Annotated in this window: 26 protein-coding genes; 3 read left to right on the top strand and 23 right to left on the bottom strand. The window is 48.7% G+C overall.

The window, feature by feature from the left end; translation table 11 throughout:
- Nucleotides 1–265: 265 nt before the first annotated feature.
- The 14 genes from IEX62_RS07510 to IEX62_RS07575 all read right to left on the bottom strand — a co-directional run bounded on the left by IEX62_RS07510 (nucleotide 266) and on the right by IEX62_RS07575 (nucleotide 14,530).
- A complete protein-coding gene (locus tag IEX62_RS07510; RefSeq protein WP_188774811.1) occupies nucleotides 266–1,516 on the bottom strand; it encodes an aminotransferase-like domain-containing protein in 1,251 nt (416 codons plus the stop codon).
- A 168-nt stretch (nucleotides 1,517–1,684) separates the two neighbouring features.
- Nucleotides 1,685–2,860 carry an amidohydrolase gene (locus IEX62_RS07515; protein WP_188774812.1) on the bottom strand — a complete coding sequence of 392 codons (1,176 nt, stop codon included), beginning with the start codon at nucleotides 2,858–2,860 and terminating at the stop codon, nucleotides 1,685–1,687.
- 57 nt (nucleotides 2,861–2,917) lie between these two features.
- Complete coding sequence (locus tag IEX62_RS07520; protein WP_188774813.1) at nucleotides 2,918–3,982, bottom strand: LLM class flavin-dependent oxidoreductase; 1,065 nt, start codon at nucleotides 3,980–3,982, stop codon at nucleotides 2,918–2,920.
- Between the two features lie 83 nt (nucleotides 3,983–4,065).
- The gene (locus IEX62_RS07525) at nucleotides 4,066–4,818 is read right to left on the bottom strand and encodes an amino acid ABC transporter ATP-binding protein (protein WP_188774814.1); all 753 of its coding nucleotides are present in this window, start codon (nucleotides 4,816–4,818) and stop codon (nucleotides 4,066–4,068) included.
- Nucleotides 4,815–5,525 (bottom strand): amino acid ABC transporter permease, encoded by a 711-nt coding sequence (locus IEX62_RS07530; RefSeq protein ID WP_188774815.1) that lies wholly within the window; start codon nucleotides 5,523–5,525, stop codon nucleotides 4,815–4,817. Before IEX62_RS07530 ends, IEX62_RS07525 begins: the two co-directional genes overlap by 4 nt.
- Complete coding sequence (locus IEX62_RS07535) at nucleotides 5,522–6,295, bottom strand: amino acid ABC transporter permease (RefSeq protein WP_188774816.1); 774 nt, start codon at nucleotides 6,293–6,295, stop codon at nucleotides 5,522–5,524. The genes IEX62_RS07530 and IEX62_RS07535 overlap by 4 nt, the downstream gene beginning before the upstream one ends.
- A gap of 20 nt (nucleotides 6,296–6,315) precedes the next feature.
- Nucleotides 6,316–7,311 carry a transporter substrate-binding domain-containing protein gene (locus tag IEX62_RS07540; protein ID WP_229685672.1) on the bottom strand — a complete coding sequence of 332 codons (996 nt, stop codon included), beginning with the start codon at nucleotides 7,309–7,311 and terminating at the stop codon, nucleotides 6,316–6,318.
- A gap of 159 nt (nucleotides 7,312–7,470) precedes the next feature.
- Nucleotides 7,471–8,406, bottom strand: a complete 936-nt coding sequence (locus IEX62_RS07545) for a LysR family transcriptional regulator (RefSeq protein WP_188774817.1) — start codon at nucleotides 8,404–8,406, stop codon at nucleotides 7,471–7,473.
- Between the two features lie 307 nt (nucleotides 8,407–8,713).
- Nucleotides 8,714–10,039, bottom strand: a complete 1,326-nt coding sequence (locus IEX62_RS07550) for an LLM class flavin-dependent oxidoreductase (protein ID WP_373289105.1) — start codon at nucleotides 10,037–10,039, stop codon at nucleotides 8,714–8,716.
- Between the two features lie 110 nt (nucleotides 10,040–10,149).
- Nucleotides 10,150–10,461 (bottom strand): glutaredoxin family protein, encoded by a 312-nt coding sequence (locus tag IEX62_RS07555; RefSeq protein ID WP_188774818.1) that lies wholly within the window; start codon nucleotides 10,459–10,461, stop codon nucleotides 10,150–10,152.
- 40 nt (nucleotides 10,462–10,501) lie between these two features.
- On the bottom strand, nucleotides 10,502–11,311 hold the full coding sequence (locus tag IEX62_RS07560; protein ID WP_188774819.1) for an ATP-binding cassette domain-containing protein: 810 nt from the start codon (nucleotides 11,309–11,311) through the stop codon (nucleotides 10,502–10,504).
- 42 nt (nucleotides 11,312–11,353) lie between these two features.
- Nucleotides 11,354–12,244: an aliphatic sulfonate ABC transporter permease SsuC gene (gene ssuC, locus IEX62_RS07565; RefSeq protein WP_188774820.1), complete on the bottom strand. Its 891-nt coding sequence runs from the start codon at nucleotides 12,242–12,244 to the stop codon at nucleotides 11,354–11,356.
- Nucleotides 12,245–12,275: 31 nt separating this feature from the next.
- A complete protein-coding gene (locus IEX62_RS07570) occupies nucleotides 12,276–13,316 on the bottom strand; it encodes an ABC transporter substrate-binding protein (protein WP_188774821.1) in 1,041 nt (346 codons plus the stop codon).
- Between the two features lie 74 nt (nucleotides 13,317–13,390).
- The gene (locus IEX62_RS07575; RefSeq protein ID WP_188774822.1) at nucleotides 13,391–14,530 is read right to left on the bottom strand and encodes an iron-containing alcohol dehydrogenase family protein; all 1,140 of its coding nucleotides are present in this window, start codon (nucleotides 14,528–14,530) and stop codon (nucleotides 13,391–13,393) included.
- 427 nt (nucleotides 14,531–14,957) lie between these two features.
- On the opposite strand from IEX62_RS07575, the gene IEX62_RS07580 reads away from it, so the two are divergent.
- The gene (locus IEX62_RS07580; protein ID WP_188774823.1) at nucleotides 14,958–16,145 is read left to right on the top strand and encodes a sensor histidine kinase; all 1,188 of its coding nucleotides are present in this window, start codon (nucleotides 14,958–14,960) and stop codon (nucleotides 16,143–16,145) included.
- A gap of 201 nt (nucleotides 16,146–16,346) precedes the next feature.
- Nucleotides 16,347–17,069: a response regulator transcription factor gene (locus tag IEX62_RS07585; RefSeq protein WP_188775060.1), complete on the top strand. Its 723-nt coding sequence runs from the start codon at nucleotides 16,347–16,349 to the stop codon at nucleotides 17,067–17,069.
- Nucleotides 17,070–17,204: 135 nt separating this feature from the next.
- Here IEX62_RS07585 and IEX62_RS07590 read toward each other — a convergent pair whose 3' ends face one another.
- The 3 genes from IEX62_RS07590 to IEX62_RS07600 all read right to left on the bottom strand — a co-directional run bounded on the left by IEX62_RS07590 (nucleotide 17,205) and on the right by IEX62_RS07600 (nucleotide 20,355).
- Entirely contained in the window at nucleotides 17,205–18,014 is an 810-nt protein-coding gene (locus tag IEX62_RS07590; RefSeq protein ID WP_188774824.1) for a carbohydrate ABC transporter permease, read from the bottom strand.
- A gap of 54 nt (nucleotides 18,015–18,068) precedes the next feature.
- Entirely contained in the window at nucleotides 18,069–18,941 is an 873-nt protein-coding gene (locus tag IEX62_RS07595; protein WP_188774825.1) for a carbohydrate ABC transporter permease, read from the bottom strand.
- 160 nt (nucleotides 18,942–19,101) lie between these two features.
- A complete protein-coding gene (locus tag IEX62_RS07600; protein ID WP_188774826.1) occupies nucleotides 19,102–20,355 on the bottom strand; it encodes an ABC transporter substrate-binding protein in 1,254 nt (417 codons plus the stop codon).
- Between the two features lie 256 nt (nucleotides 20,356–20,611).
- Here IEX62_RS07600 and IEX62_RS07605 point away from each other — a divergent pair, with 256 nt between their 5' ends.
- Nucleotides 20,612–21,481: a helix-turn-helix transcriptional regulator gene (locus tag IEX62_RS07605; RefSeq protein WP_188774827.1), complete on the top strand. Its 870-nt coding sequence runs from the start codon at nucleotides 20,612–20,614 to the stop codon at nucleotides 21,479–21,481.
- 290 nt (nucleotides 21,482–21,771) lie between these two features.
- Here IEX62_RS07605 and IEX62_RS07610 read toward each other — a convergent pair whose 3' ends face one another.
- The 6 genes from IEX62_RS07610 to IEX62_RS07635 form a co-directional block, all read right to left on the bottom strand.
- Nucleotides 21,772–22,056, bottom strand: a complete 285-nt coding sequence (locus IEX62_RS07610; protein WP_188774828.1) for an HPr family phosphocarrier protein — start codon at nucleotides 22,054–22,056, stop codon at nucleotides 21,772–21,774.
- 438 nt (nucleotides 22,057–22,494) lie between these two features.
- On the bottom strand, nucleotides 22,495–23,163 hold the full coding sequence (locus tag IEX62_RS07615; protein WP_188774829.1) for a hypothetical protein: 669 nt from the start codon (nucleotides 23,161–23,163) through the stop codon (nucleotides 22,495–22,497).
- 43 nt (nucleotides 23,164–23,206) lie between these two features.
- Nucleotides 23,207–24,016 carry a bifunctional hydroxymethylpyrimidine kinase/phosphomethylpyrimidine kinase gene (gene thiD / locus IEX62_RS07620; protein ID WP_188774830.1) on the bottom strand — a complete coding sequence of 270 codons (810 nt, stop codon included), beginning with the start codon at nucleotides 24,014–24,016 and terminating at the stop codon, nucleotides 23,207–23,209.
- Between the two features lie 165 nt (nucleotides 24,017–24,181).
- Nucleotides 24,182–25,123 carry an oxidoreductase gene (locus IEX62_RS07625; protein WP_188774831.1) on the bottom strand — a complete coding sequence of 314 codons (942 nt, stop codon included), beginning with the start codon at nucleotides 25,121–25,123 and terminating at the stop codon, nucleotides 24,182–24,184.
- Nucleotides 25,124–25,416: 293 nt separating this feature from the next.
- On the bottom strand, nucleotides 25,417–26,226 hold the full coding sequence (locus IEX62_RS07630; RefSeq protein ID WP_188774832.1) for a uroporphyrinogen-III synthase: 810 nt from the start codon (nucleotides 26,224–26,226) through the stop codon (nucleotides 25,417–25,419).
- Nucleotides 26,227–26,278: 52 nt separating this feature from the next.
- On the bottom strand, nucleotides 26,279–26,896 hold the full coding sequence (locus tag IEX62_RS07635) for a flavin reductase family protein (protein ID WP_188774833.1): 618 nt from the start codon (nucleotides 26,894–26,896) through the stop codon (nucleotides 26,279–26,281).
- Between the last annotated feature and the right edge of the window lie 35 nt (nucleotides 26,897–26,931).

Raw genomic sequence — 26,931 nt, forward strand, 5'->3', positions numbered from 1 at the left:
AACGGGACGGTATCTCCAATATCCCGAAACAGAAAGCGATTACAATCTGCTTCACAGCTAATTTATCAACTGTAGAATCAAATGGGTAGGGGAGAAAATTTGGGACGATGTTGTATATATTCAGAATTTGAACAATCGTGTCGATGTATCAGTGAACGATCACAGGATGTGAATATCTAACCTAGTTCATAACAAAAAGACAATGAAGTGCGCCCACTGCACACGTCATTGTCCATCATTTTCGTATTCTACTCACTACCTCTGGCTACACTCGATTATGATATTCCAGCGTATTCAGCTGTACCGCCTCCTGCTCGGCTACATAATCTGTATAAGCTCGCGCTAACCGCGCAATGCCCTTCTCGATTTGCTCTGAATTACAATAGCTAAAGCACAGACGTAGCTGATGTCCCACATCGCGCTGCGGATAGAAGCTACGTCCATCCACAATACTCACGCCATACGTGAATGCGCGTTGTTGTAGCTCAGTCGTATCGATCACTTCGCGAAAGCTAATCCAGAGGAAAAAGCCTCCCTCTGGCAGCACATAGCGAACTGCATCGCCCAAATGACGATCAATCGCTGCTGCCATCACATCGCGTTGCTGACGATAATGCGTGCGCAGCCGCTCCAGATGTTCATTCATATCGATATTTTGAAGAAGAGCTGCGACAATCTCCTGTGTAAACACTCCTGTACTTCCGCCTAGCATCAGAATACGTAGCCGCTGGATAAGCTCTGGATGGGCAATCATCCAGCCAAGACGCAGACCGGGCGCAATAATTTTCGAAAAGGTATTCAAATAAATGACGCGCTCCGGCGCTAAGGAATACAGCGTGGGCCACGGCTGACCTGTAAAATTCAGCTCCCCATATGCATCATCCTCTAGCACATAAAAGTGATATTCACGTGCCAGCTCTATTAATCGATGACGCTTAGCAACCGATAACGTGACTCCACCCGGATTATGATAGGTAGGCATCGTGTATAGCAGCTTCGGCAGTGGACGCTCTGTAGCGCGCGCCTCTTGTAGCGCCTGCTCCAGTAGCTCCACATTCAGACCATCCGCTTCCAGTGGAAAGGCTCGAATCACCGCACCAGACAATCGAAAAGCCTGTAATGCACTGAAAAAGGTAGGCGCTTCCGTCCATACCTCATCCTCTGGCTCTAACAATAGCTGGGCGGCCAGTGACAATCCCTGTGTAGCGCCATACGTAACGAGCACATGAGCCGAATCTACATCCAATCCATTATGATGTGCACGCTGCTCGATCCATTTCACAATATCATCCGGGCCGGGTGCGCCTGAATATTGCAATGCTTCTCTGCCATGCGTACGAATCGCTTCACCAGCAGCCTGCTCCAGCGTTGCCAGCGGAAATAACTCTGGCGCTGCAAAGCCAAATGATAAATGCACATGATCCTCATCTGTTACCGTTGTACTGCCAATCGAGGGCGTACGCGGAATATGACGTGATAATCGCGTGAGATCAGGCGAATGAGAGGCTTGTTTCATCGTTACACACCACCTTTCGTCTCGTTAAAGAATCGCATGGTCTGACTTGCAGGCAACAGCAATAGACACACCGTAAAATGAAAAACGATGCACAAAATATAAAGCGCCTCTTGCGATCCCTCGAATCTACCCTTTCTACCTAAAAGATCCTGCTCGCCAGATTCACCCTTATCCGCTCGTCTGCTCAGCAGCCACCCTTGCACCAGCCAGATGCTTTAGCGCATGATGGGCAATACTTGCCAGCACAGTCGCCGTTGGCGCGAGTGCGCGTTCATCGATATCAAATGCCGGATGATGCCACTCCTGCGGCCCGGACGTTCCTACGAATATAAACACACCCGGACGATGCTGCTGGTAAAAGGCAAAGTCCTCACTTGCTGGCGATACGTTTGGAATGATCGCCTGTAAGCCAGCCGCAGCAACAGCCTCCTGTACTACAGGAATCCACTCTGCCGTATTATCTACCGGAGGTGGCCCATCGATCCATTGAATCGCTACCTCAACACCAAAAGCCGCGCCTACACCATAGATCACCTGCTCAAACTGTTGTCGCACCTTCTGACGTACACCATCCTGAAATGTGCGAATCGTCCCTTGAAAATGTGCCAGCTCCGGAATGACATTCCATGTATGCCCACTATTCAAGCGCGTCACGCTAATGACTGCGCTATCCTGCGCACTCACATTGCGACTCACAATCGACTGCAATGCTGTAATCATATGGGACGCTGCCACAATCGGATCGATGCCTGCATCCGGTACTGCTGCATGGCTACCGCGTCCTCGCACCTCTACACGAAAGCCATCTGCCGCTGCCATTAGCGGGCCTTCTCGCACTCCAATTTCACCGACAGCCAGATCAGGCTTGTTATGCAATCCGAACACTGCCTCCACACTATCCAGTACACCTGCTTGAATCAATTGCTGGGCACCGGTCGCCTTTTCCTCTGAAGGCTGGAAAATCAATCGGACACGCCCTTGCAGGGTTGTCTCCTCACGCTTGAGTAGATAGGCAGCTCCTAGCAGCGATGCTGCATGAAAATCATGCCCGCATGCATGCATTCGCCCCTGCACACTGGAAGCGAACGGTAGTCCCGTTTCTTCCTGTACAGGCAGAGCATCGATATCGCCACGCAGGGCAACAAGCGGGCCTTCGCCGCTACCAATCTCAGCAACTACACCTGTCGTTACACCGGGCAGCTCCAATAGACGAATCTCTGCCGCCAGTAGCTGACTGCGCAGATACGAGGTTGTTTCCACCTCATCACCAGATAACTCTGGATATCGATGCAGGTGACGTCTAACCTCGATAAGACGCTCCTGCAATGCTTCGCTTCCAATCATAAGCAGCCTCCTTTCGCAATTAAAGCTATACCGCCATCTACCATAATTCTTTCGCTATCAACTGACTGATCCCGAAGATACCGCGGGCACGCTTGCCCATGCTTCTTCGTTGTGCTCATTCTCGACAAATGCCTGCTGTAACAGCTCAAATGAGCGCACGCGCTGCTCAAAGCTTCGAATTACCGTATGCACAACTAGCTCCTTCACACCAAAACGCTGGCGAATATCGAATAGCTGCGCGTACACTGAAGCTGGCGAACCTTTAACCACCTTCGCCTCCTTCACTTCAATGCGAAATGGCTCGTTCGACTGGCGTCCGAATTCCTCTGCCTGCTCAACGGTTGCAACCGTTAGTACACGTCCACTGTTCAGATGAATTTTGACGGATAGATTCTCACCAGCAAGCTCATTCGCCTGTTCATTCGTGTCCGCTACGATAACAGATAACGCCAGAATCGCATGCGGTTGTGCTAGTTCAGGTGACGGTACGAATGATTGACGATACGTCTCGATCGCTTCCAAGGCAATATTCTCATCCCCATTAATGAATAGAGAAAATACATACGGCAAGCCCTGCTGTGCTGCTAGCTCGGCACTATCACGACTGGCACCAAGCAAAAATAATGGTGCAGGCTGTGCAGGCTGCGGACTCACATGAATGCCTGCCAGCGGATGATCTTCCGACACTTCATTGCGCAGGAAGCGACGCGTTTCCTCCAGCTTGTCGGTGAGTGAGCGTGCATCTCCCTGCTCGCCCTGTAATGCACGAGTTGAACGAGGCAGACCACCAGGGGCACGACCAATACCAAGCTCTACCCGGCCAGGTGCTAGTGAAGCGAGTACATTGAAGTTCTCTGCAACTTTATACGGGCTATAATGCTGTAGCATCACGCCACCGGAGCCGATGGTCAGCTTGCTTGTATGGGCTAGCAGATGTGAGATCAACACTTCCGGTGATGATCCCGATACATGAGCCGAATCATGATGCTCGGATACCCAGAAGCGCTGATAACCGAGACGCTCTGCGAGCTGAGCTAACTGCAAGGTGCGCTGAAATGATTGCTCTGCTGTCTCCCCTTCATAAATCGGAGTTTGATCCAATATGCCAACAGGTATAGTCATACCCAAGCCTCCATTCATTTTGGTTAGGATAAATCGCTACTATAGTAAGTGATCGCTTGCTATCCGATCACAACATTCCTAGATCAGATCGAATAATTCGCTTCCGGTGTAATTCGGCGTAGAAATTGACGGGTACGTTCTTCACGCGGACGCTGGAAAATATCATCCGGTGTGCCCTGCTCGATGATTGCGCCCCCATCCATGAATACAACGCGACTTGCCACATCCCGAGCGAAGCCCATTTCATGGGTGACGATAATCATCGTAATGCCTTCCTCTGCAATACGGCGAATAACCTCCAGCACCTCACCAACCAGCTCTGGATCAAGCGCAGAGGTCGGTTCGTCAAACAGGATTACCTCGGGATTAAGCGCCAGTGCACGCGCAATGCCGACGCGCTGCTGCTGACCGCCAGATAGCTGGCTCGGATAATAATGCAGACGATCACCCAGACCGACCTTTTCCAGCATCTCTATACCGATCTCCGCTGCCGTATCGCGAGGCACACCGCGTACAATGGTAAGTCCCTCCATCACATTTTCCAGTGCTGTTTTATGCTTGAACAGATTGTATTGCTGGAACACCATCGCTGTACGCTGGCGCAGTCGATGAATCTCACTTCTGCCCGGGTGCTTTCCCTCCAGCTTTTGATTGCCAATTTGAATGACACCTTGATCCGGGCGTTCTAAATAATTGATGCAGCGTAGCAATGTCGTTTTGCCCGAGCCGCTTGGGCCGAGAATAACGACCACCTCACCCTTTTGCACGGTCAGATTGATACCACCGAGCACCTGCTGCTTGCCAAATGACTTACGGATACCTTCCAGTTGAATCATGCCGCACCTCCACGTTGAAAGCGATTCAGACGATATTCCAGCCAGCCACTCATCCGTTCAATGAGCACCGTCAGCCCCCAGAATAATAACGCCGCTGCTAGATAAGCCTCAAAGTATTTCCAATTGTCCGCCGCGACGATCTGTGCCTGTGCATTAATTTCGATGACAGAGATCGTATAGGCAAGCGTCGAGCCATGCAGCATACCGATAACCGAATTCGATAGATTAGGCAGACTGACCGCCAGTGCCTGTGGAAATACAATACGCCGTAGCGCCTGCGGTGTCGTCATGCCCACTGCATGTGCTGCTTCAATCTGTCCCTTATCCACCGCCAGAATCCCTGCTCGTACAACCTCTGACATGTACGCACCCGCAGTAATCGAGAAGGCGATGCAGGCGAAGGCTAACAGCGGAATCGAGGCAGAGGTGAACGAGCTGCCCACTAAGCCGGCGATTCCGTCGATGATGATCGGTAAGCCAAAATAAATGAGCAGCAGATGCATCAGCATCGGCGTGCCACGTACAAAGGTCACATACGCCGAAGCAAGCTGAGATAGTACCGGAATGCGATACAGCCGCGCCAGCGCAACGATCGTGCCGATGACCAAACCTGCTGCCACCGAAATGATCGTAATGAATAATGTGGTTGGCAATGCCTTGAATAGACTGAGAAACGCCGTCCACATAAATGAAGGATCAAAGCTCATCCCTGTTTCCCTCCTCGATCACTGATTGGAATGAGTCGTGCCTGCCAGCGTTTGGCCATACGCTGCTGACGGCTTGTCTGCTCCTTGCCTGCATACTGATTCAGATAACGCTCCAGCCAGACGAATGCACGCTCCAGCAACACACTAATGACAAAATAGATCAGTGAGAGTGCAATATACGTTTCGATAAAATGCTGTGTGGCTGTACCAAGCGTCTGCGAGCGTCCGGTCATCTCCATCACGCCAAGTGTGAACGCGAGCGAGGTATCTTTTAGATTCCCGATTACCAGATTGCCGAATAGCGGCACCGAGATGCCCAGCGCTTGCGGCAAAATAATCCGTCGAAAGGTCTGATAGCCACTCATGCCAATCGACTGCGCCGCCTCTACCTGCCCTTTATCAACAGCTTCGACCGCCGCACGGATCATTTCTGAAATAAATGCCCCACTATTCAGCGCATACGTCAAAATAACAAAGTACAGCACCGCAATGCGTGACACATCGATATGTAGCCAGCCGAGTATCTCAGGCAAGCCATAATACACAAGAAACAATTGAATCAGAATCGGTGTACCACGGAAAAAGGATACATAGATGCGTGATAATCGCTGCAAGCCAGGCACGTTATACAGCCGTGGTAGAGCGACCAGCAATCCGATCAATAACCCGAGTGCGATGGAGCTGCCCACAATGAGCAGCGTAATATTCAGATAGGCTAGCAATTTGGGAATGAAGTCCAGTACATAATGAATGTCAAAACGTCTGCTCATTCTGAGCCTCCTTTATCGAATTACTGCGTAACCTTCGCTTCCGCCAGCGTTTTGGTAAAGTCATCACCAAGCCACTTTTCACTGAGTTGCTTCAATGTTCCATCCTTCTTAATCTCTTCAATCGCTTTATCGATCTCATCTGCAAGCGGCTGCTCGTCTTTACGGAAGACGAAGTATACATTCGACTCATTCAGTGGCTCGCCGACCGTTTTCAGTGCAACATTACCATCCGCATCCGTGTTAAAACGATTCGCAAAATCGGTAGTGATCGTCGCATCCACACGTCCGCTCACAATCTGCTGCACCGTGTCGTTGGCTGCACCGCTTGTGTACACCACATCAATCGCATTGTTATGTGTTTTGTTGTACTGATTCAGCAGATACGCTGCATTGCTCGTTGCGCCAGTCAGTACTTTTTTGCCAGCTAGATCATCCAGCCCTTTGATCGTATTATTGTCTTTCGCAACCGCCACCCGATTCAGGAAAATGCTATACGGCACCTTGTTGAACAAATATTTCTGCTCACGCTCCGGGTTCGTTTCCATCTGATGGGCAACAAAATCAATCTTATTCGTTTCCAGACTAAGCAAAAGATTGGAGAATTCCATCGTTTTAAACTCGAACTCTACGTCTGGCAGGCGCTTGTCGATCTCGCGAACCAGCTCCACATCATATCCAGTCAGCTTGCCATTTTCATCGATAAAGCATACATTCGGGAATTGAGTTCCTGTACCGACGATAATTTTGCGTACATTACCACTCGCACTTGCCGTCTCGTTGCCACCTGATGTAGCCGTACTACCTCCTGCCGATCCGCCGCTCGATTCACTTACTGAAGCGCAGCCTGATAGCAACAGCGCGAAGGCAAATAGCAATAGCGTGGAGACCTGCAAAAGTGGATGCTTACGGAAGACGTAACGGGTACGTAGTTGACCTCCTGTATCTATTGTGTGTTGATTTATATTAGTGTTTTGATTCGTATTGATGGATTTTGCAGAAGACATGGATTTGAACATACATGAACCACCCTATTCTTATCTATTTAGTCGGAATTATAAATGCATCATTGTCTTTTATGCTAGGTAACGCTTGCTCAGCATTGATTTTGCCACTGTTTAGCAATCGATGCTCGCTTGTACACTTGAAGTTAATTCAGCGCTCTAGTGGAAGTTGGATCAACCTGTAATCGCTGCGGGCTGAGCCATGGAAGGATTGCTTTGACGCTGACTGCGGAAGTAATCCAGATCGCGTAGCAGCTCTGCCATCGCAGCAGTCATATGTGCTGGTTGTTCTTTTAAAGTAACCAGACTCGTCTGCAAGGAGATGCTTTCAATCTCTGGTAGATGGATTCGCACGAGTAGACCTGCTTTCACTTCCTCATGCACACTCAGCCCGGGCAGAAAGGCAATTCCAGCCTGTTGCAAAACAAGCTTTTTCGCTGTCTCTGCCTGATCGACCTGAAAGGCAATTTCTGGTGGTGATTCCATCGTCTCAAATACACGGTGGATGCGTAGCCAATCGAGTGAGCCGCATTCGAAGAATACGAGCTTTTGCTGCTCCAGCGCCGCGATTGAGGTCGGCTGCTCCGTTGCAAAAGGATGATCTCGATACACGTACAGCGAGATCGGATCCTCATAGGACGATACGGTACGAATCGATGGATGCAGCATTTTACGAACAAACGCAATATCCAGCTCCTTACCTAGCAGACGGCTAACAAGCTGATCTGTCGTTGCTGTGACAAGCTTTACATTGGTGTGCGGATATTGCTGCTTCAGCCGTGGTAGCAGCTCGGGAATGACGTAATTGGATACGGATAGTGTACATCCGATCGTCAGCTCCTCTGGTGTGGTGCGAACGGTCTGGATACGCTGCTTGCCCTTTTGCAATACCTGTAGCATCTGCTGGGCATAGGGAAGAAAACGACGACCTTCCTCGGTCAAAATGATTTGCCGACCTAGCCGTTCGAACAGCTTACAGCCAAGCTCCCTCTCCAGCGATTGAATTCGCGCGGTGACGGACGGCTGGGACAGGAATAGAATCTCTGCCGCCTTATTGAAGCTGCCATAATGATGGATGTACACAAAGGCTTCCATATTCTCAATGTTCACGGTGCATTCCCCTTTCTGCATAATTAAAACTTATTTTCCCAATCATTTAACTTGGTTTTATGTATCATAGAACCAGAGTTAGGCGGTGTCAACGGATTAACTGCCTATCTTCACAGCTGTTTCATAGCGTTAGAGGCAGCCAATCCAGACAGGGCGCGGCTTCTCACCGCTTGTTGCCAGAATGGGAAAATGAATCAGCTTACAGGAGTGACTAGCTACAGATACAGAGTCGATTCCCATCGTTGTCATGTTAGCATCGAAATCTCTGCATAGCATCCTTATAGCCTGATGCAACGCCTACGCTTCCTTACTGATTCACAGGGGTAGCCGTATAGCGATTTTGCGGGATTGGCACGCCCAGATTCTCACGTAGTGTCTCATATTCATAATCCTCGCGATAAATACCGCGCGCCTGCAAAATAGGCACCACCTGCTCTACAAAATCGTGCAATCCAGACGGTAGCTCCGAATGAATAATAAAGCCATCCGCACCGCGCTGCTCAAACCATTCCTGTACACGATCCGCTACCTGCTCTGCGGTACCGATAAAGTTACTGCGTGGTGTCGCTGCTTGCAGAGCAACCTGTCGCAGCGTTAAGCCGCGCTCCTTCGCATCGCGCTTGATCTTGTCCGTGCCACTACGGAAGCTGTTGCTGCCGATATCCTGTAACTCAGGGAATGGCTCGTCAAGCGGATATTGCGAGAAGTCGTGATGATCGAAGAAGCGACCGAGATATTGCAGCGCCTTGTCGATCGTTACGAGACTGGCAATTTGCTCGTATTTGCGCTCGGCTTCCTCTGCTGTCGCGCCGATAATCGGGCTAATTCCCGGTAAAATTTTTACCTCATCCTCACTTCGTCCATACAACACCACACGCTTTTTCACATCCTGGTAGAAAGTCTGAGCGTCCTCTAGCGTCTCCTGTCCTGTGAAAATGGCATCGGCCGAGCGAGCAGCTAGATTTTTCCCATCCTCCGATGAGCCTGCCTGAAAAATAACCGGCTGTCCCTGCGGCGTGCGTCCAATATTGAGTGGTCCCTGCACGGAGAAATATTCCCCTTTATGATGCAGGGTGTGCAGCTTGTCTGGATCGAAGAATACACCCGTCTCCTTATCCCGTGTGAACGCATCCTCTTCCCACGAATCCCACAGACCCTTCGCAACATCCAGGTATTCAGAAGCGATTCGGTAACGCTCTGGATGAGAAGGATGCTCTTCGCGACTATAGTTGAGCGCGGAGCCTTCCAGTGGAGAAGTGACCACATTCCAGCCTGCACGACCACCGCTAATATGATCCAGCGAAGCAAGCTGACGCGAAACGGTAAATGGCTCACTATAGCTAGTCGAGATTGTTCCCACCAATCCGATACGCGAGGTGACGCCTGCCAGAGCGGACAGAATCGTCACTGGCTCAAAACGATTCAAAAAGTGCGGGAGCGACTTCTCATTGATGAACAATCCATCCGCAATGAACACCAGATCGAACTTGCCCTCCTCCGCCTTCTGCGCCTGACGCTTGTAAAAGTCAAAGCTCACACTCGCATCTGCCTGCACCTCAGGATGTCTCCAGGTGGACATGCTGCCTCCGATTCCGTGAATGATTGCACCAAATTTCAACTGACGTTTAGTCATGATCGTCATCCTCTCTGATTCGTTATAGGTTAGATGGTATAAAGATGGTATGAATCTGTAATTGTACCGCTGGTGATAGGCCTAACTAGTCAAGCGAGATTCTATCCTATTCACACCGATTGCTGAATAGGCTGTCCTGCTAACAGATGACGCAGCTTCTCCAGATCAGGCTCCAGCAGAGCCGTGTACGTCGCTCCCTGCCCAACCTCCACGACAGGCACATGCCGAATGCCATATTTCGCTTCCAAAATGTCACGTAGCTCATCATGCCCTGCTACCTCCAGATTCGTATACGCATAGCCATTCGTTTCCAGGTATGTCTTAATCTCCTGGCAAAAGTGACATCCCGTCTTGCTCCAGACGATCACATGGGGATTGGAAGGAGTGGTGAAGCCTTCTGTATTATTAAATGCTTGGGTCATAGGTTATTCCTCCTTAGTATGGGTGGATGTGCTATCGAATTCATGATTCGGAATACTGTAATAAGCGATGCAGGATTACATTTTCAAAATGAGCAAACCCACTATCTCGCTCACGCGGCCGATCCAGTGTGATACGTAGATCCAGCGCCACATGTCCCTCCTCGATTAACAGCACCCGATCTGCAAGTGCCACCGCCTCGCTCACATCATGCGTCACAAGCACCACCGTCAAGCCCTGTTCGATCCAGAGTCGCTCGATCAGCTTCTGCATCTCGATTCGGGTGAGTGCATCCAGTGCACCGAGCGGCTCATCGAGTAATAGCAGATCAGGATGACTTGCCAGTGCTCGTGCTAGCGCCACACGCTGACGTTGACCGCCAGATAATATAGCGGGCCATTCCTTTTCCCGATCTGCCAGACCGACGAGTCGTAATGCCTCACCCGCATGCTCACGACTTTTATCCGGGATGCCGAGTCTGACATTGTCCAGCACCGTCTTCCAGGGTAATAATCGGGCCTCCTGAAAAAGAAAGCGTGTATTCGGTCGCGCCGTCTGCGGCTGGCGTGCAAGCTTACTCCGCTTACGTGTATATTGGCGAAGCGTAGCAGATGATGTCGTCGCTACCGGATCGGCGGAGCGCTGCGCCAGCTCGATCTGTCCACCGGATGGCTGCTCCAGTCCAGCGATCATACGCAGTAGCGTGCTTTTCCCACAGCCGCTGCGTCCGACAATTGCGACAAACTCTCCACGCTGTACCTCTACATCAATGTGCTCCAAAATGACACGCGTGCCAAACTGCTTCTGCACACCCTGAATCTGTAAAAATGGCTTCTGCTCCGTCACAGCCATGCACACCCCTCCTATAAAATCATGATTGCTCGTCTTACCTATTCATTTGCGAGATAACGATGGATTCCAGCGCAGCCAGCGCTTTTCCAGCAGCTTGGCGATGCTATCCGACAGCTTGCCGAGTAACGCATACAGCACAATACTCAGCACGATCACATCCATTTGCATAAATTCACGCGCATTCATCGCCATATAACCAATACCTGAATCTGCCGCTACCGTCTCGGCAACGATCAGTGTCAGCCACATAATACCCAGCGCATAACGAATACCAACAAGAATCGATGGCAGGGCACCCGGCAAAATCACATGCACATACAGCGCGATGCGGCTTAATCCATACACGCGCCCCATCTCGATCAATCCCGGGTCTACCGAGCGAATACCATGAAAGGTATTCAGGTACATGGGAAAGAATACACCGAGCGCCACGAGAAACAGCTTCGCCTCCTCCCCAATACCAAACCAGACAATAACGAGTGGAATGAGTGCCAGATGCGGAATATTGCGAATCATCTGGATGGAGGAATCCGATATTTTTTCAGATAGGCGAGAAATGCCGTTAATCGCTCCAAGTATAAAGCCCAATCCTCCACCAATTGCAAACCCACTCAGCGCACGCTGCGCGCTGATTGCGATATTGCTGATCAGCTCGCCCGTTCCTAGCAAGCGGAAGAAGGCTTCAAGCACCTGCGCAGGTGACGGTAATATCTGACTAGCAAGCCAGCCTGTCGTTGATAAGAGCTGCCAGACTGCAATCAGCAGCACAGGTAGAACAAAAGGTAATAGCCCATGTACAAGTCGTCGCCAGCGCCTAGTATCATCTGTCCTGACCGTGGCCGGAATCGACAACCGCGAACTTGATCCCCTCTGTGCTGTCGGTGTATCCACACTTGGAGCAGACAACGAGCCGGGTAATGATTTGGAAGACATCGGTGCATCCCCTCCTTACTTCTGGATTAGATTACTTTGACTTCGTCTTGTCCGATGCTGGCAGCTGCTTACTTAATGTATCGCTCCAGAACTTACTAACGTCTACTTTGGACGACAGCACACCTGCATCGGTAAATGTATCTGCCACATCCTGCTCGGACGCTATTGCTGCATCCGATATAGCAACGACCTTACTTGGACGCTGTGCCTCACCTTCCTTGAGAGTAGTTAAGGCCTGCTCCTCTGGCTGGTGTGTCGCAGCTGCGGTAATCTTAGCCCATTCCTCTGGATGACTGCGTGTCCAATCATAAAATTGATTGATACGAGCCAGATAATCAGTAATCGCTTTTTTCTTAGCGCTATCAGCAAGTGCCGGATCGGATACGGCAACAAGGAAATGTCCGGATAAAATATCCTTCGCACTCGCTAGCGTTGTCGCTCCATTTTGATGAGCAGAGATAATCGCATTTCCATAGCTTGCCAGCGCATCCACCTTGCCGCTAATTAGCGCACTCAGTCCATCGGCAGTCGACAGCTCGACTGGCTGGATATCCTGCCAGGTTAGCCCGGCATTTTGCAATATTTTCAGCAGGAAGTAATGAGCCGTTGTATTTTTGACAAAAGCGACCTTTTTTCCCTTTAGATCAGCAGCCGTATGGATCGGTGAGTCCTTAGGAACAACGACCTCCTGATTAAGCGTATTGCCCTCCTGCACCGCCACCACTTTAAAATTGCCACCATTGGCTGCCTGTGAAGCAAAGATTGGCGGAATTTCACTCGTCACGCCAAAGTCGACCTGGTTCGCTGCCATCGCCTCCAAAATCAGATTGCCACCCTGAAATACACTGTAGTCGATTTTGTAGGGCGTATTGTCCAGCCCAGCCGCCTTTAGCCCCTGTTCGAGATTGCCCCATCCCGTCTGACCTACCTTGATCACAACTGCGCCTTCGCCACCCTGAGCCGCCGCTGCATCTGCGGATGCACCTGTACCCTGCTGTGAGCAGCCTGCCATAACGATAAGCAGCGCACCCAGTATAGTCGCTAATAATGGCTTGTAAATACGTTGTTTCATGAACATCACCCTTTTATCCATAATTGAATATTGAATTTATTTTCTATTTATATGATAGGAGGACGCTAGTTTATTTAAGCATTAGCAATCGTCTGTACAAGCGTTGGACGTAATGAACGCTGGCTTAGTGTCTGTCCCAGCTCATTAGCCTGAATGATCGCTGCCTGTAATGCCTCTGTCGTTACAGCGAAGTCAAGCTGTGCAGCTGCTCCTTCACGAAGCACCAGTCCCTCCGCGATCGATGTGGCGCTTGGCTGCACATCAGCCGTGATGCCAAGCTGGTCGAGGGTAATCGGTAGATCCAGCTCATGCAGCCATGAAGCGAGTCGCTCTAGCTCTACACCCGACTTTCCTTCCAGCACCCACTGTGTGAGCAAGCCGAAGGCGACCTTTTCCCCATGTAGACGATCATGCGTTTCTTCAATACGGGTGAGGCTATCATGCAAACCATGAGCAATCGCTGCATGCACCGAGCCATCCTGAACGGAGCCGACTAATCCAGCTAACCAGATAATAGCATCGGTCACTTCGGTAAAAGCAGCATCTGGCTCATACCCTGGCTGCCCTGCTTCCTTATATACCGCAGTTGCATGTCGCTCCAAAATATCCAGTGCCAACCTGGCTGTCGCTACGCTGCTTCGTAAAGCAACACTTCCAGCATTTCCACTCAGATTTACTGCAAACTCATACCATTTTACGAGCGTATCGCCAATACCTGCTGCCAGATACCGCGGTGGTGCTTGAGCCAGCAGATCTGTATCTGCCAATACAAGCTCTGGTGAGCGCAGAAGTGGACGATAGCCTGCCGCCTGTCCGCGCTCATCATAGAGAACTGTCAGTGCTGACCATGCGGCGCAGGTTGCTGGAATGGTCGGGATCGTTACAATAGGTAATCCGGCATCCTCAGCAACGGCTTTGGAGAGGTCGAGCACTTTACCACCGCCCACCGCAATAATGATATCTACCTGCAATTGCTTGGCGATTGCGGTATAGGCTCCAATCTCTTCCACGGTGCATTGTCCGGCAAAGGTCTTGATCTCTACTCGAATACCAGCTGCGATCAGCGATGCCTGTAATGCTTCTTCTGTAATCGACAATGCGGTATGACCCCCAATGATAAGTGCGTGACTACCAAGTGTGTGAATATATTCTCCACTTCGTTTTAGCAAGCCTGGCTCATTGTAATAAGCGGCTGGTGCTTTAACTGTTACCATCTGGAAGACCCCTTTTCCTATAAAATATAGTGATCTGATTCTCATTTCTAAATAGCGAATATCATAGAGTGGAATATGCTTAGCATCCATCATACTTACGAACAACTCACATGCTTACGAACAACTTTTAACCATTGATCTGTGCGTCTCGCAGCCATATCGGCTCGCTTTCTTAGTTCACAAGCTTCACCTGTTTTTCATTGCCGATATCTCTTTCATTTCAACCTCTTAACCGATGTCTCATAATTCCGACCTGTTAAGTTGGTTAAATCTTGAATCAAGTCTAGCATCTGCCTTCCAGCAGCGTCAATGCAGACTCTAATCAATAAATTCTATATGTATATCGCAAACTTCTATACGATGTTAAAATTGCTATAGTATACAATGGTACAAGCTTCGACCCTCAGGATAGAAAGGACACTAGCCTATGACATTTCTACAAACGTTACGCAGTAATAAAACCTTATTTCGCCTGGCGATTACAGGTATCCTGCTATATAGCTTCTGGTCGATTTATCAGGAGCAGCCTATGTGGTCATCGATCAGCTATGGCATACCGATGCTATTTTTTGGCTTTTTATTATGGCGTAAGGTACATATGGGCAACGTGGTCGTTGTCATCGCTACGCTGTATTTATTTAGCATTACCTTTATCAATGAATCTTTTGATCCTGACTCTTCCAGATATACGATACCTTTTCTATGGATATGGTTCTCTATTATGGCAGTACGCTCCGCGCGCAATGATCGGCTAGCGGTAGCGCTCAATCTGTTAACTGGAGCCTTGATGCTGGCGATTAGCTATGACGGGAATTTCCCATTTTCACTGCTCATTTCACTACTTAGTACGTATTTTGGTATCCATAGTCTATCGCGTTATATCTCTGTCAATCGAATTAACCGCGACCAATTAAATGAATTGGAAAAAGTACACAGTGAGCTACAAAGCGCTCATGACGAGCTACAGGAAAATGCACTGCAATCGGTACGCTATGCTGCACTTGCAGAACGTACCCGTATTGCTGGCGAGATTCACGATGGGCTCGGTCATCATTTTACCTCGATCATTGTACAGCTACAGGCGCTTAAATGGATGGTACGGCAAAATCCCGACCAGGCGGAGCATACCGTCGATCAATTGCTGGATGTGTCCCGTCAAGGTCTGGCAGAGGTACGAAGCGTGGTCAAAGATTGGTCAACAAGTGAGCACACCTCGGATGAGCTACGGTTACTTGCGTCTCAAGTAGCTGAGCGTTCGGGATTACAATTAACCTTTCACACGGAGGGCGATTACGGTAATTGGGGTGAAGCTGTAGAAAGTATATTGTACCGCATTTTACAGGAATCGCTGACGAATATTGTACGTCATTCTGGAGCTACCGAGGTGAATGTAGATATTGGCGAGTCCGCGGGCTGTGCCCTGCTTACGATTACAGACAATGGCAACTTTCGCGAGAATATGCCGATCAAACAAGGCTTTGGTGTCAAAAACATGATTCGTCGCTGTACGGAATTGCAGGGTGATTGCCAATTCTTACCGACCGCTGGTGGTGGGTTAACCGTGAAGGCAAGCGTGCCGCTGCGACTTCATCAGGCATCTGCTGCTGGAGAATAAGCAGATGCCTGCAAGGTCGAACATGCAGCATTTCAGCGCAGGTGTCATTTTGCTGCATGCTATATAGAATGGAGAGCTACCCATAAACTGCTACCCAATGATCCTCAAGCTATTTCTATCCATAAGTCTGATCAATAAGTGAATCTTTAAGCTGTATAATCAAAATGATGCCACCATGCAACCAAACAAAGGAGCGTAATGATGAATCTACCTCAGCAGACTATTCGTATCATTCTCGCCGATGACCAGGCACTTATTCGCCAGGGCATACGTTATATTCTTGATCTACAGCCCGATATGGAGGTAGTCGCCGAAGCATCGAGCGGTGATGATGCCGTTCGATTAGCAGAGCAGCACAAGCCTGATCTGATGCTAATGGATATTCAAATGCCCGGCATGACCGGAATTGAAGCTACACAGGCGATTCTAACCGCACAGCCTGACATACGGATTGTGCTACTAACAACATTTGATGTGCAGGAGTATGTGATTGATGGGATTCGTGCAGGAGCTTCTGGTTATTTGCTCAAGGATATTGATATGGGTGAAATGATTCAGGGCATCCGCTCCATCTGTGCTGGCGGTGCGATCTATAATACCACCAATGCAGGCAATGCACTGGTGGAGCTAGTAGGACGCCCAATGTCCGTCTATAGCTCCGAATCTGGTAACCATGACGAAGCTCATGATCCGAATCATGCAGCCAGTGTGCATTATGATGGATTGCTAGAGCCGCTGACGGAGCGCGAGCTTGAGGTGCTGCAAGCCATCGCGTATGGTAAACGTAACTTTGAGATCGCCGATGAGTTATATGTATCAGAAAGCACAGTAAAAACCCATGTACACAATATCATTCAAAAGCTCGGTGTAAAGGATCGCACACAGGCAGCAGTGGTAGCGATTCGGCAGGGCTTTGTTCGTTAATCACCAGGTATACGTTTCGTTCATTAATGAAATAATACGAAATAAAGAGCAATCATCCCTGGAGTTTCCTCAGGGATGATTGCTCTTTTCGTATCATTCTATTCTTTTATCTGTATAGTTCTGCTGTTACAAGCCTTATCCTTTAACTGAACCAGCTGTCAGTCCCGTTACGAAGAAGCGTTGCAGGAATGTAAACAGAATCACCATCGGCAATGCCGTAATCACAACTCCGGTTAATAGCATCGTATAATCGGTTACATACTCACCGCGGAATTGCATCAATGCGAGTGGCAGGGTTAGCTTCTCTGTGCTGTTGAGCAGCAGGAGCGGAATAAGCAGGTCATTCCAGACCATGACGAACAGAAATGCTGCCGTCGCTGATAACGAAGGCCCGGATAACGGCAATACGAGTCGCCAGTATATTTTCCATTCGCCGGCTCCATCCATACTGCCTGCTTCCATCATTTCCTTACTCAGCATTTCCATGAATCCAGTCAACGTAAATACAGTCAAAGGCAATAAGCCTGCCGCCGATACAAAGATCAGCGCGGTCAGATTATCCGACCAGCCCAGCTGCCGAACGAGTGAATAGAGCGGTAGCATAATGACCTGCGATGGGATGATAAGACCCGCGACAAAATAAGCAAAAGCAAACTTACCCAGTCGTCCGCCCAAGCGAACAATCGCATACGAGATCAGACTGCCAAGAAACAGTACAATCGCTACCGTAAACAGCGTCACTCTGGCACTATTCCAGAAATATTGTAGCATTGGCTGTGCCTGAAAAATCGTAATAAAATTCTGTAAGCTCCATGGCTGCGGCCAGCCTAGTGGACTGGCATAAAAGCCCTGGCTTGTCTTGAATGAAGAAACAACGACAAAATAGAGCGGTGCTGCAATCAGCAGCCCGTATAAAATCATAATGATGCGTCCGACCCACTTCATGTAGCCCTTCCTCCCACCTTAATAATCTGTGAATTCATCCGGTTCACTCACTGTTTAGCCTGTCGCTCCATCCCGACGCAGGGCGCGGAACTGGAAGAATGTCAAAATGCCAAGCAGGATGAGGAAGATCATCGAACCGGCAGAAGCCAGACCGAAGGAATAATTCGAAAATGCCAGATGATAAATATAGGTCGTCAAAATCTCAGTTGCATAGTTCGGCCCACCATCCGTCATGACGAAAATAAGGTCAAATGCCTTGAACGACTGAATCGTCGTATACGAAATAACGATTGCTGCCGATGGAGCAAGTAGTGGCCACGTAATTTTGCGAAATACCTGCAAGCGAGTCGCACCATCGATGCGCGCGGCTTCAACCAGCTCACCAGGAATCGCCTGTAAGCCTGCGATAAATATAATCATCATCTGTCCGGCATGCGCCCAGATTTGCACAAATGCAATCGAGTACAGCGCAATTTTGGCATCACCTGTCCAGCTTTTCGCTAGCTGCTCTAATCCAGCATGCTGCAAGCCTGTATTGATCAAACCAATCGATGGATCATAAATGAACGACCAGATCAGACCGACCGATACCGAGGACAGAATTGCCGGGAAAAAGTATAATGCGCGAAAAAACACACTTGTCTTCGAATTTTTCGCCAGAATGAGTGCCAGCACAAGTGATACGATCGTCTGAATGACCACAACGACGATCATAAATTTAATATTGTTCAAAAATGCCTTGCGGAAAATAATGCTATCAAAGCTTTCCTTATAGTTCGATATACCGACAAAATCATAGGACGGCGATACACCGTCCCAGTTAGTAAATGAATAAAACAGTCCCGATAAAGCCGGGTATACGAACAAGCCGGTATAGAGCACTATTCCTGGCAGCATGAACAGCCACAGTATTTTACGATTGATCATAAGCGTTACCGTATCCCTTTACTTCATCTTGTTACAGCTAGCGCCGGACATGCAGAGAATCACATGTCCGGCGTTCACTGTTGCTATCCTGTTGATCATCAGCCTTCTATAAGCTGGGCTGAATGATCGAACCTCTTCATTGTCTCCTATCCCAAAAGGCTTATTTACCGACCTGCTGATCGATAATTGCCTGTGCATCCTGTGCGGCCTGCTCTGGTGTTGCACCGCCGAGTACAGCCTGGATCGAGTTCGTAACGGCCTTCTGGTTTTCAGCCTTCAGGATTGTGAAGCGTGGTTGGAAGATCGTTTTCTTATCTGCCCACTCCTGTACAATTTTCAGCTCAGGGCTATCATATTTCACATCATTCAGTGTTACGTTCTGTCCGGTTGCATTTGCATATTGCGCAGCAACCTCTGGCTGGCTGAGATAAGCGAGGAACTTTTTCGCTTCTTCTGGATGCTTGGAGCGACTGTTCACTGCGAGCATGAATGTGCTTGTATGCACGCCTTCATATTTCGCCTGATCCGCAGCTACCGTGATCGGTGCCAGCAGACCTTGCTGTAGCTCAGGATTTTGCTTCGCATTTTGTGTCAGCTGGTAAGAACCACTTGCCAGCATCGCTGCTTTGCCCTGAATAAACAGTGCGCCTGCCGCAGCATCCTTCGTACCGAGTGAGTTTGGCTGGAAGAAGCCTTTGTCATTCAGCTCTTTGAACTGCGACAGTGTTTTCACCCAGAACTCGTCGGTAAGCTTCGCCTGTCCAGCCTCTACCTTGGTGAAAATATCCTCACTTGGCTCATTGTTCATTACCATTGTATTCATCAGCTGGCCCGGACCGATATCACCACCGGCAAATGCGATTGGAATGATACCGTTATCTTTCAATGTCTGGCAGAGCTTCAGGAATCCATCCCAATCCTTTGGCGGTGTCAGATTATATTTTGCAAAAATAGCCTTATTGTAGATCGGCTGATTGTACACAAGCTGATAAGGCAGAGCAAGCTGCTTACCGTCCTGCTTACCTGCGTCGATCAGGCTTGCATTATAGTTTTTCACAAACGATTCACTGCTCAGGTCGGTAAACAGACCTGCTTTAGATAATGCGGCAAACTGTGCACCCGGGAAGGAAGCAAATACATCACCTACCGAGCCATCTGTCAGCTTCGCCTGTGCCGTGGTCTGATATTGATCAGACGTTAAGGTCTGCATATCTACCTTAATGTTCGGATTTTGCTTTTCAAAGTCAGCGATAATCTGCTGGAATGCCTGCGTATCTTCGCCACGCCAGTGAAGAAAGCTAATTGTAACCTTTCCGTCTGCGGCTTGATTCGAGCCGCCACACGCTGCCAGCACCCCGGATACCAGAAGTACGACGGCGAGCAACATTGCCCATTTTGCTGTGATTGTTTTCATGATCTATCCTCCATTTTGGTTAGCATCAAATCGGGCAAAAGCTCCAGAGCTTCGTCAAGCGAACCGGTTCTAACACGAGCCGGACAAACGTCAATTTCCGCGAGCCTATTCCCATTAAGTTAGTAGGAATACCGTGATTTAAATCATAGCAAATTTTAAGAATATCAAACAATGTCAATATGTATTGTTTTTTATTTGTCAAAACGTGTTGTATAATGGAAATTGTAAGCACACATGAAAGGATGATAGCTTGCCTATGGCAAAAGACATTACGATCATTACCGAATATGAGCGCAGCGAACGCTTCCGTACTACTCCTTCCTCGTTTGCACAGGCTGGCGGTCTTACGATAACACAGGCAGGTCGATATCTGCTTAATCCTGATACACGGCGTATTTTCTCGGCGAATAGCACCACTTTCTGGGTCGCTACCCGTCAGGATGGCATGATTATTAAAAACGGACAAAATTATGTATTAGGCAAAAATAACGTATGGTGCGTGCCCTCCCATAGCACTTTAGAATATATTAACAATACAGATGACCCACTGGAAACCTTTTTTATCGGCTTCAACGGCGCTCAGGCTGACCTGCTCGTTCGACAAAGCGGGATGCACGAGGGCTATAGCGAGCTGAGCAATGAATTGTTCGATTGCTTGCTACATTGCTACACTACCATATTAAACACAAAACACGAGCCTGATACCTTCAGCTCTGAATTACGTCGCATGGAAATGCTCTATAAAATGTTTGGTCTGCTCTGCCAGTGTAGCGACAGCCGAACCGATCATACGGAGCATAAACGTCATACTGGCTGGATGGAGGAAGCGATGGATTATATCCATGCCCATTATCACAAAAGCATCACCGTTAACCATGTAGCCGAGCATGTCGGTATCCATCGCACTCATTTTAGCAAGCAATTTCATCAAATGTACAAGGTGCCCCCTGCCGAATACATTCGCAGCCTCAAAATGGAAAAGGCACGTCGTTTATTGCTCGAAACGAGCGACTCGCTTGCTGAGATCGCTTATGCGATAGGATATCCTGACGTATTCTCCTTTTCCAAAGCGTTTAAAAAGTACAGCAGCTTTACACCGAAGCGGTATCGAATGCAATTCAGCTAATAAGCGTAATCTTAAATTTATTCGCTAGTGTGTATACGAACGGTGCAATGTTATTTCTTATTTGAATATGCTCGTTATAGTGTATGCAATACGGCAAACTAAGCAACGCTTTCACCACTAATTAAATATAAAAAGCCCTCCAAACGTTTCATGCTGTACTGACAGCAAAAGGATCGTTTAGAGGGCTTTTTGGTATTTAAACCAACTCAAAAAATGTCTGAGCAACTCACGAATTCAAGGTATATACGATCGTAAGTTTATCTATACAGAAAATGTACAAATCACGCCTATTATAGGCTTGCACTCGGCTCAATAACCGCTTGCTCGAACAGCGCCTGTACATATTCCAGTGCTTCCAGCTCATCTTTACCACGTGTTGTCAGGGTAACCTCAGTGCCGGAGTGAATGATCGTCAGCATCATGCCGAGCAGACTTTTCACGTCAACCTCGCGGCGACTTTCGTCTGGGCCGAAGGCGATGCGGATGTCCGCAGCAAAGCGGGAAGATTCAGTAGCAATACGCAGCAGGTGTGCGCGGTCAAGATTGTTAGGAACTGTAATTTGATGTACTCTCATTTTGTTCATATCCTTTCTCATGGTGGCATAATGGGATGATCTTACTCATGGTGTGAAATCCTATTCAGCCTGTTGAATGATCCAAAAATGATCGTCGTTCCATATTACGGCACTACAGCGCACGACCGACAACACCAGCGTACGGGGACTGCTTCCATACTGAACTGCTTTGCATTCAACAAGCTCGCTATTGATATCATTTACTTTGTTTTACGCCAAATGATACTCTTTTCAACCCTCTAATTTCAACCCATTTTCCACGACTTTACGTTTAAATTTTAATTTTTTTAAAAAAGGTGTAGCCTACAGGCACGAATATGGAAATGTTATCCTGTAGCCCCACTGTTTTAACAGAAATACTGCATCACCGGGCAGCACAAAGCCCCTGCCCGTGTAAGCGCAGAGGCTGTTTTTCGCTAAGCATGGTACTCATTTTATTTACTGCAAGAGCACATTATCATACCAGGTCAATTCGTCTCCACTGCCATTACGCAGCGTGAGCGTCAGTTTACCTGCTTGTCCACTGTGGCTTCCACTATAAATAAAACCGAAATTACGCTGATCACTGCTTGCAAAAAAACCATCCTTGCCGTTCTTTCCATTTTGTACAGCCTGATCAAAGGTAGTAGATTCGTTGTAGCCCGGAGATTCCCACTCCATATTGCTAACACCATAGCCTTTCGGCATCTCCTCTACACGGATGAACAGTTGGCCAGGGCCCTGCTGTACGGTACTAATTTTCAATTCGGTCGTCTGTGGTGTTAGCTCAGGATCTGCATTGTTGCTAGGCTCAGAGCCTGTCCCTGTGCTACCACCTGTCGAACCAGATGAGTCGGAGCCCTGCGCAGGTGCAGTCGTACTGCCCGTAGCATCATTTGCTCCTTCATTACTTTCACTTGAGCCTGTACCTGTGTTGCTATCAGATGACTCTGGATTCATCGTGCCTGTTCCACCAGCGCCTGTAGCCTCAGAGGAGGAATTATCCTCTGCTGCGGGCTGCTGTGTAGAAGGAGCAGGCGTCTGAGAGCTCCCCGACGAGCAGGCAGTGACGAGTACAAGCATACTCGCCAGACCTGCTCCTAGCATCCATTTTGATACGCGATTCATTGATGTTCCTCCACTCTGGCGGCTTTCGCCTGTGCCTGAGATGTTAGCTGAGCTGCAAACGATGTGCAGCGTGCAGTGTAGGACCTACAAATTCATTCAGACGGAAGCCGTTCGCAATCGCCTGGGTAATGAAGTTTTTCGCTTCACCATACGCTTCTTTGACTGTCAGTCCTTTGGCAAGACCAGCAGTTACAGCTGCCGATGTAGTGCAGCCAGCACCATGCGTGAATTCTGTCGCAATCGCATCGACCTCGAACCAGTCAAAGTTTTTGCCATCGTACAGCAGATCCAGCGCTTTGCCTTCTTTTACCTTACCGCGAGTTTTGATAAGCACATGCTTCGCGCCACGCTCATAGATACGCACCGCTGCTTCCTTCATCTGCTCTTCTGTACGAATCGGAGCCGTTTTCGCAAGCTGTGAAGCCTCGAACAGATTTGGCGTAACCAGATCCGCACCAGGAATAAGCAGCTCCAGCATCGCTTCGGTATTTTCTGGTTGTAGCACTTCGTCCGTACCTTTGCACACCATTACCGGATCGATAACGATACGGTTCAGTGGGAAACGCTTGAGATAGTTAGCAGCCAGCTCGATAATTTCTACCGAACCGAGCATACCTGTTTTCACTGCATCAAAGCCGATACCTTCCATTACGGTACGCAATTGTGCCTCCACAACGCCCAGATCAACCGGAAATACCTGATGATTCCAGGTTTTCGGCTCCATCGCCACGATGGTCGTCAATACGGTCATCCCGTACACGCCTAGCTCCTGAAAGGTTTTCAGATCTGCTTGTATACCTGCACCGCCGCTCGTATCCGAGCCAGCTATCGTTAACGTTTTGGGTATAGTCATGGGTGTGATTCTCCTTCGCATCAATGATAGTCTCATTTTAACATAACATGACATGAGAATATACATTTTTCATGAAAATCCAATGGAGTTTCATACAATCGTCACGACTTATGGCGATAAACGAACCCATTGCCCCATCTCATCTTGCTTCGATTTTCCAGCTTCTTACTCCTGTACCGCTTCAGGCTGACGGAACGGAAATTGCACGCCAGTCATCTCTTCTGATACTCGCCATAGCTTGGAAGCTGTGGAATCATTGTATTTGTGCTCAAATGAGCGATCCAGATGCGGATAGCCCTTACGGCTGCCTTTACCATCTGGCCCGATATATTCACCACCACGTAAGGAAGGCTCCACCGCCGCATACAGGGTTGGTAATGCGCCCATATCAGCTGGCTGACTTAACAATCCCCATACAAAGCTCGCCGCCTTACCTGCCTGCTTGCCTGAGCCGCGTGAGATCAGATTCGTATTGGAGACACCTGGATGAGCGGCAATACTGATCGTGGAAGCACCCGTTTCCTGTAGACGCTTTTGCAGCTCGCGAGCGAATAGCAGATTGGCAAGCTTACTCTGTCCATAGAACTTCATCGCACTATAACCGATCTGTGCATTCAGATTGTTAAAATAAATATATCCGCTTCGTGCAGCAATACTGCTCAGTGTCACGATGCGTGAGGACGGTGTATCCAGCAGTACTGGCAACAACAACCCTGTTAAGGCAAAATGACCGAGGTGATTACTACCGAATTGCAGCTCAAAGCCATCCTTAGTACGGCTGAACGGTGGAACCATAACGCCTGCATTATTGATCAGCACATCCAGTGATGTATAGCGCTGCAAGAACGTTTCACTAAAGGCACGTACGCTTTGTAGATCTGCCAGATCCAGCTGCATGACCTCTACGCGAGCTTGCGGATACTCACGCAGCAGCCCAGCCGCCGCCTGATGACCCTTTTCCAGATTACGCACAGCTAGAACGACATTCGCATGATGAGCGACAAGTGCGCGTGCTGTCTCCAGTCCAAGACCTCCACTTCCACCTGTAATGACGATTCGTTTATCCGTTAAATCTGGGATCATATCCGCTGTCCATTGCTTGTACATGATATCCTCTCCTGTCCATTCCATAATATAGAGTGCAATCACTTTATTGCTTTATTGCTTTATTGCTTTATTGCTTTATTGCTAATTCTACTAATTCGGATCGAGTATGCACGTATCGCATCCTCTTTGGTTGGATTACAGGCTCATCTGCTAGCCAGCTGACCTGCTCCAATAGTAATATTACCCATTATACTTCCATCTCTACGCAATAACCATTCTGACGCCTATAGCACTCTTTTATTCAGTATGATAAAAAACAGCTGCCCTGTATGGACTGCTGTTTTCGGTATGAATTACTGTTCATAATAACGAGCCATTTCGATAATCATCGCACCCATACGTTCATTTTCCGGTGCAACAATACGTGTCACGCCCTCCTGCTCCAGTGCTTCGGAAGTGACCTTACCTACCGAGACCGCCAGTACAGTATCATGTAACTGTTCTCGTAGCGACTGCTCCTCACCAAGCGTACGCACATAAGCGAATAGATTACGTACCTGTACCGCCGTTGTGAAGCAGATCGCAGCGATGCGTGACTGCTGAATCTCCTCATAAAGCTGTTCCAATGTGGTTTGCTCGGGTGGAATGTTCAGATAAGGCAACAGCGTATGTACATCCTGTGCACCTTTGCCTTTAAGAAATTGAACCAGCTCCGGTGCAGGCTCTCCATGCAGCTGTACCCAGATACGAGCACCAACCAGATTGACCTCCTCTAGCTGTTCTTCCAATCCGCGCACCGTTCCATCTGAATCGCGCACATCTGGAGCCAGATTCTCCGCCTTGAGTGCATTATAGGTTTTGTAGCCACGAATCGCCAGACGTGCTCCACGAATGGCAGCACGGAACTCATCGCCCATACCTAACCGATCAGCAGCTGCAAATAATGCAGCTGTACCAATCCCCGTTGTGAATATCATCCAATCGGGAGGATATTGTACGAGCATACGTAGCTCCTGCTGAATCTCTTCCTCCTTGAACATCGTCATCCCTTGTAAGGAACGAACCATCGCCGTTCCGCCCTGTCGTTCAATCAATGCAGTCATCTCGTCCAGCTTACGTGAGCCAGCGATAACAACAGTTTTGCCTTCTAACGGTTTGGACACGCCTTCTCCCCCTCGATCTCTATAGCGCTATACAGTGTGGAAGCCGTGCCGATCAGAGCGGACGTTCAACGACAAATGGATCGGTCAAACGTGCATACTCGTTACCAGCAATACGTGCGACAGGCTTAAGCTCATTCGCATGTACATAGAACTTCTCGGCGTCCACCACTTTTTCATCAAAATGATAACATATGATTCGCGCCAGTAGCAGATCATTTGACACATCGCCCGCATCATTTTTAATCGGAATATGCTGCTCTAGCTTGCATTCAAATCGTACGAGCGCTTCACGAATGCCTGGTACAGCTACGCGATCACTCGGTACAGTGGTCAGATTAGTTAGCTCAAGCTCGCTCTGCTCTGGTGGAAGTGTAGCGCCTGTATGGTTCATTTCCTCGGTCAGATGCTCGCTAACGATGTGGATAACCAGCTCACCACTCGCTATGGCATTACGCGCTGTATCCTTCATCTGTCCCTCACGGCGTGCCACCGATACCGATACAATCGGCGGATCAGAAGCAACAATATTAAAATAACTAAATGGCGCTATATTCAGTACGCCATTATCTGTTAATGTACTCACCCAGGCAATCGGGCGTGGTATGACTGCACCGGTGACCAGCTTATAATTTTGAATATTGGAAATCGCTTGTGGATCAATGGTAATCATCGTGTACGCCTCCTGTAATCATTCGATAGTGTAAA

Origin of the sequence: Paenibacillus hunanensis (genome assembly GCF_014645615.1) — a bacterium.
Classification (GTDB): domain Bacteria; phylum Bacillota; class Bacilli; order Paenibacillales; family Paenibacillaceae; genus Saccharibacillus; species Saccharibacillus hunanensis.

Coding starts and splice junctions, on each gene's coding strand:
- IEX62_RS07510 (WP_188774811.1), bottom strand. CDS start 1,516: ATGAAACAAGCCTCTCATTCGCCTGATCTCACGCGATTATCACGTCAT.
- IEX62_RS07515 (WP_188774812.1), bottom strand. CDS start 2,860: ATGATTGGAAGCGAAGCATTGCAGGAGCGTCTTATCGAGGTTAGACGT.
- IEX62_RS07520 (WP_188774813.1), bottom strand. CDS start 3,982: ATGACTATACCTGTTGGCATATTGGATCAAACTCCGATTTATGAAGGG.
- IEX62_RS07525 (WP_188774814.1), bottom strand. CDS start 4,818: ATGATTCAACTGGAAGGTATCCGTAAGTCATTTGGCAAGCAGCAGGTG.
- IEX62_RS07530 (WP_188774815.1), bottom strand. CDS start 5,525: ATGAGCTTTGATCCTTCATTTATGTGGACGGCGTTTCTCAGTCTATTC.
- IEX62_RS07535 (WP_188774816.1), bottom strand. CDS start 6,295: ATGAGCAGACGTTTTGACATTCATTATGTACTGGACTTCATTCCCAAA.
- IEX62_RS07540 (WP_229685672.1), bottom strand. CDS start 7,311: ATGTTCAAATCCATGTCTTCTGCAAAATCCATCAATACGAATCAAAAC.
- IEX62_RS07550 (WP_373289105.1), bottom strand. CDS start 10,039: ATGACTAAACGTCAGTTGAAATTTGGTGCAATCATTCACGGAATCGGA.
- IEX62_RS07555 (WP_188774818.1), bottom strand. CDS start 10,461: ATGACCCAAGCATTTAATAATACAGAAGGCTTCACCACTCCTTCCAAT.
- IEX62_RS07560 (WP_188774819.1), bottom strand. CDS start 11,311: ATGGCTGTGACGGAGCAGAAGCCATTTTTACAGATTCAGGGTGTGCAG.
- ssuC (WP_188774820.1), bottom strand. CDS start 12,244: ATGTCTTCCAAATCATTACCCGGCTCGTTGTCTGCTCCAAGTGTGGAT.
- IEX62_RS07570 (WP_188774821.1), bottom strand. CDS start 13,316: ATGAAACAACGTATTTACAAGCCATTATTAGCGACTATACTGGGTGCG.
- IEX62_RS07575 (WP_188774822.1), bottom strand. CDS start 14,530: ATGGTAACAGTTAAAGCACCAGCCGCTTATTACAATGAGCCAGGCTTG.
- IEX62_RS07580 (WP_188774823.1), top strand. CDS start 14,958: ATGACATTTCTACAAACGTTACGCAGTAATAAAACCTTATTTCGCCTG.
- IEX62_RS07585 (WP_188775060.1), top strand. CDS start 16,347: ATGAATCTACCTCAGCAGACTATTCGTATCATTCTCGCCGATGACCAG.
- IEX62_RS07590 (WP_188774824.1), bottom strand. CDS start 18,014: ATGAAGTGGGTCGGACGCATCATTATGATTTTATACGGGCTGCTGATT.
- IEX62_RS07595 (WP_188774825.1), bottom strand. CDS start 18,941: ATGATCAATCGTAAAATACTGTGGCTGTTCATGCTGCCAGGAATAGTG.
- IEX62_RS07600 (WP_188774826.1), bottom strand. CDS start 20,355: ATGAAAACAATCACAGCAAAATGGGCAATGTTGCTCGCCGTCGTACTT.
- IEX62_RS07605 (WP_188774827.1), top strand. CDS start 20,612: ATGGCAAAAGACATTACGATCATTACCGAATATGAGCGCAGCGAACGC.
- IEX62_RS07610 (WP_188774828.1), bottom strand. CDS start 22,056: ATGAGAGTACATCAAATTACAGTTCCTAACAATCTTGACCGCGCACAC.
- IEX62_RS07615 (WP_188774829.1), bottom strand. CDS start 23,163: ATGAATCGCGTATCAAAATGGATGCTAGGAGCAGGTCTGGCGAGTATG.
- thiD (WP_188774830.1), bottom strand. CDS start 24,016: ATGACTATACCCAAAACGTTAACGATAGCTGGCTCGGATACGAGCGGC.
- IEX62_RS07625 (WP_188774831.1), bottom strand. CDS start 25,123: ATGTACAAGCAATGGACAGCGGATATGATCCCAGATTTAACGGATAAA.
- IEX62_RS07635 (WP_188774833.1), bottom strand. CDS start 26,896: ATGATTACCATTGATCCACAAGCGATTTCCAATATTCAAAATTATAAG.